Annotated in this window: 13 protein-coding genes; 6 read left to right on the top strand and 7 right to left on the bottom strand. The window is 41.2% G+C overall.

Annotation, left to right across the window (positions count from 1 at the left end; translation table 11 throughout):
• Nucleotides 1-19: 19 nt before the first annotated feature.
• Entirely contained in the window at nt 20-1,828 is a 1,809-nt protein-coding gene (locus tag WH214_RS16050; RefSeq protein ID WP_339422501.1) for an SEL1-like repeat protein, read from the top strand.
• A gap of 438 nt (nt 1,829-2,266) precedes the next feature.
• Here WH214_RS16050 and WH214_RS16045 read toward each other — a convergent pair whose 3' ends face one another.
• Entirely contained in the window at nt 2,267-3,268 is a 1,002-nt protein-coding gene (locus WH214_RS16045) for a helix-turn-helix transcriptional regulator (RefSeq protein WP_339422502.1), read from the bottom strand.
• A 239-nt stretch (nt 3,269-3,507) separates the two neighbouring features.
• Between WH214_RS16045 and WH214_RS16040 the strand changes: the two genes are divergently transcribed.
• The 5 genes from WH214_RS16040 to WH214_RS16020 are packed head-to-tail and all read left to right on the top strand — an operon-like array spanning nt 3,508 to nt 7,694.
• Nucleotides 3,508-5,058, top strand: a complete 1,551-nt coding sequence (locus tag WH214_RS16040; RefSeq protein ID WP_339422503.1) for a circularly permuted type 2 ATP-grasp protein — start codon at nt 3,508-3,510, stop codon at nt 5,056-5,058.
• A 25-nt stretch (nt 5,059-5,083) separates the two neighbouring features.
• Entirely contained in the window at nt 5,084-5,686 is a 603-nt protein-coding gene (locus tag WH214_RS16035) for an alpha-E domain-containing protein (protein WP_004696419.1), read from the top strand.
• A complete protein-coding gene (locus WH214_RS16030; RefSeq protein ID WP_224468865.1) occupies nt 5,683-6,462 on the top strand; it encodes a transglutaminase family protein in 780 nt (259 codons plus the stop codon). Before WH214_RS16035 ends, WH214_RS16030 begins: the two co-directional genes overlap by 4 nt.
• A 24-nt stretch (nt 6,463-6,486) precedes the next feature.
• Nucleotides 6,487-7,221 carry a proteasome-type protease gene (locus WH214_RS16025; RefSeq protein ID WP_004696423.1) on the top strand — a complete coding sequence of 245 codons (735 nt, stop codon included), beginning with the start codon at nt 6,487-6,489 and terminating at the stop codon, nt 7,219-7,221.
• Nucleotides 7,222-7,268: 47 nt separating this feature from the next.
• Nucleotides 7,269-7,694 (top strand): BLUF domain-containing protein, encoded by a 426-nt coding sequence (locus WH214_RS16020; RefSeq protein WP_087012283.1) that lies wholly within the window; start codon nt 7,269-7,271, stop codon nt 7,692-7,694.
• A gap of 32 nt (nt 7,695-7,726) precedes the next feature.
• Here the strand turns inward: WH214_RS16020 and alr are convergent, their stop codons facing one another.
• The 6 genes from alr to WH214_RS15990 form a co-directional block, all read right to left on the bottom strand.
• Nucleotides 7,727-8,797 carry an alanine racemase gene (alr, locus tag WH214_RS16015; RefSeq protein WP_339993750.1) on the bottom strand — a complete coding sequence of 357 codons (1,071 nt, stop codon included), beginning with the start codon at nt 8,795-8,797 and terminating at the stop codon, nt 7,727-7,729.
• A 47-nt stretch (nt 8,798-8,844) separates the two neighbouring features.
• Complete coding sequence (gene dnaB, locus WH214_RS16010; protein WP_339422505.1) at nt 8,845-10,290, bottom strand: replicative DNA helicase; 1,446 nt, start codon at nt 10,288-10,290, stop codon at nt 8,845-8,847.
• A 271-nt stretch (nt 10,291-10,561) separates the two neighbouring features.
• Nucleotides 10,562-11,008 carry a 50S ribosomal protein L9 gene (rplI, locus tag WH214_RS16005; RefSeq protein ID WP_004696433.1) on the bottom strand — a complete coding sequence of 149 codons (447 nt, stop codon included), beginning with the start codon at nt 11,006-11,008 and terminating at the stop codon, nt 10,562-10,564.
• 9 nt (nt 11,009-11,017) lie between these two features.
• On the bottom strand, nt 11,018-11,245 hold the full coding sequence (gene rpsR / locus WH214_RS16000) for a 30S ribosomal protein S18 (RefSeq protein ID WP_004278792.1): 228 nt from the start codon (nt 11,243-11,245) through the stop codon (nt 11,018-11,020).
• 11 nt (nt 11,246-11,256) lie between these two features.
• Nucleotides 11,257-11,643 (bottom strand): 30S ribosomal protein S6, encoded by a 387-nt coding sequence (rpsF, locus tag WH214_RS15995; protein ID WP_004696436.1) that lies wholly within the window; start codon nt 11,641-11,643, stop codon nt 11,257-11,259.
• 144 nt (nt 11,644-11,787) lie between these two features.
• Nucleotides 11,788-12,543, bottom strand: coding sequence for a DUF3142 domain-containing protein (locus tag WH214_RS15990; RefSeq protein WP_339422506.1), 756 nt, complete (start codon nt 12,541-12,543; stop codon nt 11,788-11,790).
• Nucleotides 12,544-12,545 lie beyond the last annotated feature (2 nt).

Raw genomic sequence — 12,545 nt, 5'->3', positions numbered from 1 at the left:
ATAAAAAATAAGGTGAATTATGTCATTACATTATAAAAGCGGAGAAGAGATTCGCGCGGGTGATGTGGTTATCTGGCTCAATCAAAGTAGTGAATTTTATCAATTTGATCAAGCCATTATGAAAGTTTGGGAGGTTGCTAAAACCAATGATGGAGAACTGGTTGGGGTAAATTTAATGCCACCAGAAGCTGAATCTCCTATGCAGATGCTGAGAGCTTTGGTTCGCCCCGAAGATCCTGAGCCATCTTCTGACATTGTGAAAATGCAAGATGTTCCGGGACTCTATACCATTACACGATGGTTTCTACCCTTGGAGCAAGTGTCTAAAAGTTTGGGATTGATTGAACGTATTGAGTATTTTTCTGAGCATGAAACTGGACATGGAGCGTTAATCCTTCAACTCATTCGAGGTAAAGCCGAGCAATATCGGGGTATTTATCAATATTATTTGGCAGATCAAGCCTACCAAGAGCGTGAGTTTCAGCTCTATATTGATTTACTACGTCAATCTGCTCAGTCGGGTTATAGCCCTGCGATGTGTCAGTTAGCGCAGCAATTATTCATTGGTGGAATTTTACAAAAAAGTCTGGAAGGAAGTTTTAACTGGTATCGAGAAGCCGCAGCCAAAATGGATAGCATTGCGCTATATCAGTTGGCGGGATGTTATGCACGAGGTCATGGCACCGAACAAGATTTACAAAAAAGTTTGCAGCTCTTGGAGCAGTCCTCTGAACAAGGTTGTTGGGCAGCCACATTGGGGTTGGCGGCTTATTATCGTTTTGGTTGGTTAACCTGTTTCTTGGTCAATTCAGTTTATCCAAATTATGGTGTGGTGAGCGAACATGTGATTCACTCGGCACGAGCATTTTATCTTTATCATCGAATTTCGTCACAAGCACCTGAAACTGAAAAAGGTGTTTTGGCAAATGCTTATTATCATTTAGGCTGGATGTATCAAGATGGTATTGGGACTCAACAAGACTACGAGCAATGCGTATTCTGGTATCAAAAATCTGCTGATCTGGGTAATCCCGTTGCGATCAATAATTTAGCAGATAAGTATGAGCATGGTTTAGGTGTACCACTGGATTTAGATATGGCTATTGGACTGTATCAACAAGTAGCAGGTCAGGTCATAGCGGCAGATTTAAGTTTGGGTCGTATGTATTTAGAAGGACGAGGTGTTGAGCAAGACTTCGAATTGGCTCGAAAATATTTAAATGTCGTACTGGATGCACGCATTGAGGGTATAGATGAAATGCAGGCAGATGCGATGCAATTAATCGCATCCTTTACCGAAGAAAGTCCGCTGCAACTGGCTCAACACGTTCTCAAAAATGCACGGGACTACTCAATTGATCAGATTAATGAACAGATCCGAAAGATTGATTCATTTCTGCATATGGATGAAGCCAAACAACTATTCTTCAAACTATTTTTACTGAATGCCCAAAAAGGAGAAGCTTCCTCACAGTACCAAGTGGGTTATTGGTATTTAAATGGCTTGTACACTGAGAAAAATTTGGAAGAAGCCGTATATTGGATTCAAAAAGCGGCTGATCAAAAAGACCAATATGCGGAATGTAAAATTGGCTATTTGTATGAAAAAGGGCTCTATTTTAATGCCGATTTAGACGTTGCACAAAAATGGTATGAGCGCTCATTACGAAAACCTTGTACATCGTATACGCCTGAATATATCGGAGAGCAGTTGAATCCTGAGTATTTAAAAATGTATGACAGAATCAATAATGAAGCCCTCAAAGGGTTAGTGCGTATTGAAGACAAGCGGCCTAAACGTAGCAAGTGGCAATTTTGGAAGAAATAAACGCGGATGATTTGTAACGATTGCTGATGAGGAGGGTTTTTGCGATCGGCATTTGGAAATGCAGAAGGCTAATCATAAGCCTGCTGACCATAAGGCCTGCTTTTTGTTTTGGCAGATAAACAAAGCAAAATAGTTGTTTAAGATAAAAACAGATAAAAATAGCCAATCATGTTATTTCACAAAAGTATCGCCGTCTTTTAAATTGATTTTACGTTCTTAACATGAGGTCAACACTATGACAATGAAATCGATCCGTTTTAACAGTGGAGAGCTTGCATGCCAATGCTAGTTTGTATCAATCACCAAAAACAGCGCACTTATCTTGGTTTAGGGGAGGCATTAAACCAAGATGAGCAATGAAAACGAGAAACCCAAGCAATTCAAATATCTAATACCAAAAAGACTGTAAAGCCCCGAATACTTGGGGCTTTTTTTATTTTAGTAGGTGATGGTCTGATTAACTGCATCACGAACTTCTTTGGGTTCAATATGACTAATTTTATGCCCAAAACTACGTAACCACCACACCAGTTGATTGGTAAAAGGGACGGTCGCATGAACCAAGATTTGCCCATTTCCAAGCGGTTCTAAAACCTGATTGGTACTGAGTTTGGTTTCTTCCAAATACAGTGCATCTATTTCAGTCATAGTCAGGGTAAGTGCAACGGTTTCTGTAGGTTTTGAAAAGTCTACACGGAAACCTAATGCACCCGATTCGATGTATTCATCGATATCAAAATTGACTGGGTGTAAGGCACGAGTGGTTAAAACCGTCGCTGATTTGAAACGGTGCAGTGCAAAGGTTTGAATATCAGTTTTGTCGTGGCGGGTACAAATCAGATAAATAATTGCACCTTTTTGAACCAGTGCCAGAGGGTTGAGGGTATAGGTTTTTGCTTCAGCCGCTTGGTTTAAACCTTGATAAACGCATTCCAGTTGTTTGTCTTGGAGCAGTCCTTCATAGATGGCTTGCTGTGCTGTTTTCTCCACAATTGGGGGAATCAGCGGTTGTGTCGCAGGGACAATGCGTACGCGGTTAATCCATTGGCGCACATTGTTTTGAGTAGAGAGGCTACGACGTGCTAAGTCAAACCACGGGTTCATTTCTTCAATTAAGCTGGGAGGAAGAAGATGTTTAAGGTGTTCTTCAACCATCATAAACGTCACCGCTTGAGAGCTGGTCATGTGCGGTAAGCTTTGAATCGGAGCATCAGAACGCCAACGCCAACCTTGAGGCACAGCGCCATTGTTTTCAATCGGAAAGCGTTGAGAGATTTGGTTTAAATCACGTTGAATGGTTCGCAAAGTAATATCGATGCCTTCACGTTGTAAAATCTCTTGCAGCTCTCGAGTGCCCATCCATTTTCCAGTGGAAAGGCGAGACAAAATTTGCCATTGGCGATAGAGACTATTGGACGTTTCTTTTTCTTGTATAGACATAGTTTAATAAAATATAGGAGTCGAAATTACTTACTTGAATGTGAACACAATAAGAAAACTCATTCGTTTAAGCAAGCTTTGCTTGAAATTTTTCAGTTATATTTTTTGACACAACTTAATGCGAAATAGAATTGAAGCAATGCGTTTTTTATCGATTAATAAACAAAGCATCTTTAGAAATCCATGGCATAGATATTGCTACGTATGGGTTACATATCGATAACAATTGAGAGGTTTGTATGTTTAAAGAAGATAAAGATACAAATGTAAATACGATGTTGGACGGATATAAGCTTAACTCTCCTGTATTAAATCCGATTCACTCTCATGTTCGTCTATCGAGCCAGTCTGTTGGATTGTTTCATCAAATGACCTCGAATTTCTTTAATGAAATGACAGATGACCAAGCGATGTCGGGTGAGGCTTGTGCGCGTATTGAGCACTGGTTGTCACAGCATAGTGTAGAAGAACTCGAAGAACTGAACCAAATTGCCAAACAGCATTTTTTATATGAAGGTATTACGTTTACTGTATATGGTGAATCTGAGGGCATTGAGCGCACCATTCCATATGATTTAATTCCACGTGTGATCGCCAAACAACAATGGAATAAAATTTCCCTTGGCTCTGCACAACGTGTACGGGCTCTAAATCTATTTTTACATGATATTTACCATCAACAAGACATTCTCAAAGCGAAAATTATTCCAGAACTGCAAGTGTTGACGCATGAGGCTTATCAACCGCATATGTATGAACACCGTTTAAAAGGTCAGATTTATAGCCAAATTAGTGGAATTGATATTATCCGTGATGGGCAGGGTGAGTTTTATGTGCTCGAAGATAATTTAAGAACGCCGTCGGGCGTGTCTTATATGCTTGAAAGTCGTAAGATTAGTGAAAAACTCATGCCAGATTTGATGCAGAAGAACCATATTTTAGGCATAGAACAATATCCACAATTACTTAAACAAATCCTGGCTGAAAATGCTTATGTCGATCAGCCTTTCATCGTGGTATTGACACCGGGACGTTTTAATAGTGCCTATTATGAACATGCTTTTTTAGCCCGTGAAATGAATGTGCCTTTGGTGACATCGCGCGATTTATTTGTGGAGCATGATAAAGTCTATGTCAAAACCATTCGTGGCCGTCAACGAGTAGATGTGATTTACCGACGTTTGGATGATGCTTATCTTGATCCGCTGTGCTTTATGCCGAATAGCACTTTAGGTGTCGCAGGGTTGATGTCCGCTTATCTGAGTCATAACGTGGTTATTGCGAATGCACCAGGCACAGGGGTTGCGGATGATAAATCGATTTATCCTTATGTCGATAAAATGATTCAGTTTTATTTAGGTGAAAAACCTATCTTAAAAAATGTTCCGACATATCAATGCCGTGACAAGCAGGACTTGGCTTATGTACTGGAGAACCTTGAGCAGTTAGTGGTCAAAGAGGCGCAAGGTTCGGGTGGGTATGGTATGCTGATTGGACCGCAAGCCTGTAAAAGCCAAATTGAGCAATTTAGAGATAAGCTCATGGCGACGCCGCATTTATATATTGCCCAGCCTACTTTAGAGCTTTCAGTTAGTCCAACCATGACTGAATCGGGTGTTTCTGAGCGTCATATTGATCTTAGACCGTTTGTGCTCAGTTCACCCTATCGTACCGAAATTGTCCCTGGCGGTTTAACACGTGTTGCGATGAAAGAAGGTTCGTTGGTGGTCAACTCATCCCAAGGAGGAGGAATTAAAGACACTTGGGTCGTGGAAAACTTACATTCATAAAATAAACAAATATGAGGGTAGAACTATGATTTTATTAAGCACCAATGCTGAAAATATTTTTTGGTTAGGGCGTTATTTAACACGTACTCAATATTTGTGTGCTCAGTTTCCTTTTACCCAAGACCAGCCTGCAATGGATTATGCGCATGCATTTTGTTTGCCTGCTTTTGATGCGTGCTCACTGAATGAGCTGATTTTAAACCCAAACAACCCTGCTTCATTTAACCAGCAATTTCAAAGCGCTAAGAGTAATGTTCAAGACTTGCGCGGGATTTTATCTGCAAAGGCATATGCGGAACTGAATCAATTTATCAAAAATGCCACTGAAAACACCGCCTATATTTGTGATGTAGTTGGAGAGTGTCAGGATGTACTTGAGTCTGAAGCCAGTGATGTCTTTTTATTCTTTAGTTTGGGGCAAATGATTGAGCAGCTCGACCGTCAAATTCGCCTAAAACAAGATGCACAAAATACTTTAGTTGAAATAGAAAACATCGTCATCTTGTTAAAAGAAATGGGCTGGCTAAATTTGGCACAAGCTTGGCTAGAGCTCAAATCGCAACCTGATGCGATGAATTTTTATCATTTTAGTGATTATATTCAACAATTGTTTGAGGTTGATGTATGAAACTTATGATCAATCATCAAACGCATTATCAATACAGTGAATTGGCGCTGAATAGCATTCAATATATCAAAATGACACCTACGAATAATTCACACCAAAAGGTATGTCACTGGCATGTGAGTGTGCCAGGAGAGCGAGAAGAAAAACGGGATGCCTTCCAAAATATTTGGATTACCAGTTCACAACGTGAAGCGTATCAACAGCTGACCATAATGGCGCAGGGCATTGTTGAAATTAATAGCTTGGCAGAACATGGCATCCAAGATCGACTGAATCCCAATTTATTTTTACAGCCGACGCCCAATACCCAGTGCAATGCCGAAATGAAGGCATTTGCACATCAGTATGTGCCTGAGCTGAATCGGGAAAATTTGATGAAACTGTCAGAAGCCGTTTTAGCGCATATTCCTTATGTATCTGCCGAAACCTCGGTGCTCACTTCGGCAATCGATGCATTCAATGGGCAGCAAGGCGTATGTCAGGACCATAGTCATGTTTTTATTGCCATGTGTAAGCATCTTGGCTTACCGGTACGTTATGTATCAGGGTATTTGCATGTGCCTGAAACTTCACACCTCGCCAGTCACGCGTGGGCCGAGGTGTATATTGATGATGCATGGTATTGTTTTGATACCAGTAATCAATTGTTCAAACCACAGTCACATATCTATGTAGCTATTGGGCGCGATTATTGGGATGTAGCTCCCGTTCGTGGCGTACGTGAAAAAGGTGGGGTGGAATCGATGCATTCCATGGTACAAGTTTTAAGTTGTTAAGGTTTAGCTGAAAAAGGATGTTCTATGACCTATTGTTGTGCACTTCGTCTTCAAGATGGTTTGGTTTTTATAAGTGATACGCGTACGAATGCAGGTGTAGACCATATATCCGTGTTTAGAAAGCTGTATACCTTTGGTGTGGAGGGTGAGCGCTTTATTGCGATTCAAACCTCAGGAAACTTAGCAACGACCCAAGCGGTGATTGGACATTTAAAAAATCATCTGGAGTTAAGCCAAGAACCGAATTTATATAGTGTCAATACCATGTTCGAAGCGGCTGAGTTGGTCGGGCATACTTTGAAAAAAGTCTTGGCGGATATGGCACCAGACACGCAAGAACAAAGTAATTACTACTGTAGCTTATTGGTCGGTGGCCAAATTAAAGGGGCAGAAATGCAACTTTATAATATTTATCCGCAGGGGAATTTTATTTGTGCGACCAAAGATACGCCGTATTTTCAAATTGGTGAAAGTAAATATGGAAAGCCGATTCTAGATCGTGCATTACGGTATGACATGCCCTTAGATGAAGCGGTGAAGTGTAGTTTGATTTCTTTTGATTCAACCTTACGCTCCAATGTTTCTGTTGGTTTGCCCTTAGATGCTTTGGTGTATACAAGAGATAGTTTACATATTCCAGTGGGTAAGCGGATTGATGAAGAAGATCCGTATTTTTCAAGCATTAGTAAACAATGGTCGGATACCTTAAGAAAAGGATTGCAAGAATTGGCAAAGCCGACAGATGACTATTTAGTATAAACGTGTTAGATGCTAAAAATAATGAAATCAATAAATTGGGGAAGTCTATGCGGCAAATTTGCTATGCAAGTACTTCAACTTCGGATCAGGTGCAGCTTCTTCAAGATGTTCGGGACATTTTAAGCGAAGCACGTGATTTTAATGCAGTACATAATATTTCAGGTGTTCTTTATTATGCTGATCAGCATTATTTCCAGTGCTTAGAAGGGGATGAAGCTGCTTTAGAATTATTAATGTCGAAATTATTGAAAGACCCTAGACATAAAGATATCAAAGTCTTTGAGGCGAAAACGATTCACGCGGCACATTTTAGAGCTTGGGGCATGAAGTATGTGCAACGTATGAGTAGCGTACATACCAAAATGCGTGAGATGGGTTTTGCAACATTTGAACCGCAGAGTATGAGTCAACAACAAATTGATCAGTTGTTGCAAGACCTTTACGATGCCCAGTCTGATGAGAGTCTAGGTTGAAAAAAGCCCAAGTTCTACTTGGGCTTTTATTGCTAGATTTGCTTACGTGTAGGACGATTGCTTAACCGACAAAGTAGCTCATAACCAATGGTTCCATTGGCTTCCGCAACATCGTCAACTAAGCGATTTTCACCCCAGAGCTCAACTTTTGTACCCAGGCCGGCGTTTAAACCCGTCACATCGATAGCAATCATATCCATTGCTACTCGGCCCACAACAGCTACTGCCTGACCATTTATAGCAACATGGTTTTGCTTTGGAAATGCACGTGGATAGCCATCTCCATAACCAATCGAAACAATGGCCAGTTCAGTTTCTTGGTTCGCGACAAAATGCGAACCATAGCCGACACCTTCACCTGCTTGAATGGTATTTAATGCAATAATTTCCGCCGTGAAGGTCATAACTGGCTTTAAGTCTAAGTCGTGTGCATTTTTATAGGCAAAAGGTGATGCGCCGTAAAGCATGATGCCGGGACGAACAAAATCAAAATGAAGTTCAGGCCATTTAAAAATAGCAGCTGAGTTACAACATGAGGCTAGAATCGGTGAGCACGCTTCTTTGATGTGTAGGAATTGCGCACGTTGTTGCTCATTGAGTGGGTGGTCAGCATCGGCGTTGGCAAAGTGCATTGCCAGTACACATGTAAAGCCTTGTGCTTTCAATGTGTTGATGACATCAATGATTTCAGCAACTTTAAAGCCTAAACGGTTCATACCGCTATTGAGTTTGACCCACACTTTGAGCTTTTGTGCGATATATGCGGTTTTATGTGCGATCAACCAATCGACTTGCTGTTGCTGATGAACCACACACTCGATATTTTGCTCAATGACGGTTGGCATTTCATCTGATGAGAAAACACCTTCAATCAGGGTGATCGGCTGTTTAAAGCCGAGATCACGAATCTCTAGTGCTTCTTCTAAACAGGCGACGCCAAAGGCATCGGTTTCACTTAAGGCTGCTAAACAGTCTTTGACTCCGTGTCCATAAGCATTGGCTTTGACCATGCTGACGATTTTCGCGTTTGGGGCAAGTTGTTTGACACGGTTTAAATTATATTGCAGCGCTTGGCTATCAATATAAACTGTTGCTTGACGCACCCTAATTACTCCTACAGGGTCATGGAAGGGCGACGATGAGGTTTTAATTATTCCTCATCATCGTACTGAGCATAAAACTCAGGGGATAAGTTGCTAAAGCGGGTGTATTGGCCTTCAAAAGCAAGTCGAACGGTACCAATAGGGCCGTTACGTTGTTTACCAATAATAATTTCGGCAGTGCCCGCTTCTTTGGACTCTTTGTTATAGACTTCGTCACGGTAAATAAACATGATTAAGTCGGCGTCCTGTTCGATCGCACCGGATTCACGTAAGTCTGACATCACGGGACGTTTATTTGGACGATTTTCGAGGGAACGGTTAAGCTGAGACAATGCAATGACGGGACAACTCATTTCTTTGGCTAGTGCTTTTAAACTTCGTGAAATTTCACCAATTTCACCGACACGGTTATCCCCCATGCCTGGTACTTTCATTAGCTGTAAATAGTCGACCATAATACAACCCAGTTTTCCACCATGTTGCTTTGCAATCCGGCGCGCACGTGCACGTAATTCTGTAGGTGGAAGCGCAGAAGAATCATCAATATATAGATGCTTATCTTGAAGTTGTAGAATAGTACCCGTGACTTTAGACCATTCATCACCATCCATTTTACCTGAACGTAAATGTCCTTGATGTACGCGCCCCCAAGAAGAAATTAAACGCATAGCAATTGAATCGGCGGGCATCTCCATGGAAAAAACAAGAGCGGGTAGGTTATTGTTAAATAAGACACTTTCAACTAAATTCATTGCAAGTGTAGTTTTACCCATTGATGGACGGGCAGCAACAATAATCATGTCACCCGCTTGCATGCCTGATGTTTTATTGTCGAGTTCAAGGAAACCTGTAGTTAAACCTGTGATGCTACCTTCCATTTGCGATAGCTCATCAAGTTTAGTGATTAGGTCTGCAGTCACACTCGCAATCGGTTTTGGGCCTTGTGCTTTGGCATTATTATTATGTTGCTCTGCAATCGAGAAAATATTAGTTTCTGCTAAATCTAAAATTTCACTGACACTACGACCTTTGGTGTCATAGGCATTTTGTAAAATTTCAGAGCTGACCTTAATCATGTTACGCAAAGTTGAAAATTCTTTGATCTTGGTGGCATAAGTTTCCATGTTATAGAAACTAGACGGGGAGTCTGCCATCAATTGCATCAGGTACTCTTCACCACCAACCGCATCGAGTAGGTTTTGTGTGGTGAGCCAGTCATGGACTAAAACCGCATCATAGGGTGAGCTGTCTTTGGAGAGTTGCGCAATCGCACGAAAAATATATTTATGGCGCGTCGCATAAAAGTCATTTTCAGTCAGTACATCGCCAACTTGTTCAAAGGATTCAGCAACCGTCATTAAAGCGGCAAGTACGGCTTGTTCCAATGCTAAGTTATGCGGAGGTGTACGGAATTCTTTCAGTTGCCCTGACTCATTCGGTTTATTGTCTTGTTTCGATGAGCTCTTTTGAGCAGTGGCATTCGCCTGTGACATATAACGCCCTGATTTTTAATACAGTAAGAGGGATAACCTAAGATAAATTTCACTGTAAATTTGGGAAAAAATACAGTCATTTAGCTCTATGCACTTTATCAAAAAATGCAGCTGCTGTGTGCTGAATTCAAGGCTTATGGATAAAACCCATAATATTCAAATTTGGCATTTTGCGGGGCAGACTGATGAAGTTTAAGCTGAGCGAAGAAACTACTTTTTCATAGAGATAAAAAAAGAGCATGCAAAAGCATGCTCTTTTTTTTGCAAGAAATTACTCAGATACGATAGTAACGAGAACTTCAGCAACAACATCATGGTGCAATTGGATTGCGATGTTGAATTCGCCAGTGTGACGAAGTGCACCGTTCGGTAAACGAACTTCTGCACGGTCAACTTCAAGACCAGCATTTGTTAACGCGTCAGCGATATCACGAGTACCGATAGAACCGAATAGTTTACCTTCGTCACCAGCTTTCGCAGTGATTACGATGTTAACTTCGTCTAATTGGCTAGCACGTGCTTGAGCAGCAGCTAAAACATCAGCTTCAGCTTTCTCAAGTTCAGCGCGACGAGCTTCAAAAGCAGCAGTGTTAGCTTCAGTAGCAGCTACTGCTTGACCTTGAGGGATAAGGTAGTTGCGGCCGTAACCAGCTTTAACTGAAACTTTATCGCCTAATTTACCAAGGTTTTTAATGCGTTGTAATAAGATAATATCCACAGCTCAACCTCACTTATGATTGTCAGTGTAAGGGATCAAAGACAAGTAGCGAGCTTGTTTAATAGCAAGCGCTAATTGACGTTGGTAACGAGCTTTAGTACCTGTAATACGGCTAGGAACAATCTTGCCGTTTTCAGTGATGTACTGTTTTAAAGTGTCGATATCTTTGTAGTCGATGTACGTAACGTTCTCAGCTGTAAAGCGGCAGAACTTGCGACGACGGTAAAAACGTGCCATTGATGTTCTCCTTATGCTTCAGCAGAGTCTTGAGCTTGTTGTGCTTCTTCACGTTGAGCTTTACGCGCACGTTTTTCTTCAGCACTCTTAGCCAATAGTGACTCTTCAGTGATAGCGTTCTCACGACGGATGATAAGGCTACGAATAATTGCATCGTTGTAACGGAACAATTCTTCTAACTCATCAAGAGTAGTTTGACCACACTCAACATTCATAAGAATGTAGTGAGCTTTGTGGATCTTGTTGATTGGGTAAGCCAATTGACGACGGCCCCAGTCTTCAAGACGGTGAATTTGACCTTCAGCTTCTTTGATGTGAGTTAGGTAGCGTTCTACCATACCAACGACTTGATCGCTTTGATCAGGGTGTACTAAAAGTACGATTTCGTAATGACGCATTGTCAGCTCCTTACGGTTTAAACAGCCCCTAACAAAAAAGTTGTTAGAAGCAAGGAGTCACAACCAAGGTTGTGTCGCATTAGATGCGAAGGGGGAATTTTAGAGACTTTGCTCGCCAAATTCAAGAACTTCTCTTAAAAAGCCCTAATTATTTTGAGGTTTTGAGCGTAAAAGGAAGACGACATAGCCTTTAAAGTTTGTATCATTTTCAAGCTTTGATGGTTTATGCCACTGACCGTGTTGAACAATGCCAATTTTGTAAGGCAGTTTCAGTGCTGAAACTTTTTTTAGATAAGCTGCATAGTTGGGTATGGTGGTTGAACCTTGATAAGTTTGAATGACCAACTCGTCGATGGTGTTATTCAGGAGGTTTAAAGTCTCCTGATTTGTGACATTGGTCCAGTCCATTAAGCCCGTGATACTGAGTTGATAGTGTTGAGGCAATTGTTTTCTTAATTGACTTAAGAATAGGGCATATTGGTGAATGTGTTTGGTTTTGGCATCGAAATCAATTTGTATGCCTTGAATATGATTCCCTGCATTTTCCCATTGCTGAACGCGTTTTAAAATATGTGTAAGCTCTTGGCCTTGCCAGGCTAAATGATAATTACGAAAAACCAGCCACACCTTTTGCTGAGGAATCGTTAAAACGCTTACGCCTTGCGGTATGAGCTTAGAGTGACGTGTTTGGGAGTCTAAACGGATTTCACCTTGTAAAACATAAATTTCTTTAGCCGCATTTAGGTAAGGGGCTGATGAAATATTGCCCCAAATCCAAAATGCATCATAGTCTTCGGCATTTACCCGACTAGATGTTGAAGCTGACTGACTCGGCTGACAAGCCATGATGCTCAGCATACAGATCAGCGTCATAACAACGGAAAAAATCTGCTTCAACATAT

Source organism: Acinetobacter sp. MYb191, assembly GCF_037572605.1.
Taxonomy (GTDB): domain Bacteria; phylum Pseudomonadota; class Gammaproteobacteria; order Pseudomonadales; family Moraxellaceae; genus Acinetobacter; species Acinetobacter johnsonii.
The sequence above is the reverse complement of the archived record's forward strand: the minus strand, read 5'-3'. Positions and strand labels throughout refer to the sequence as shown.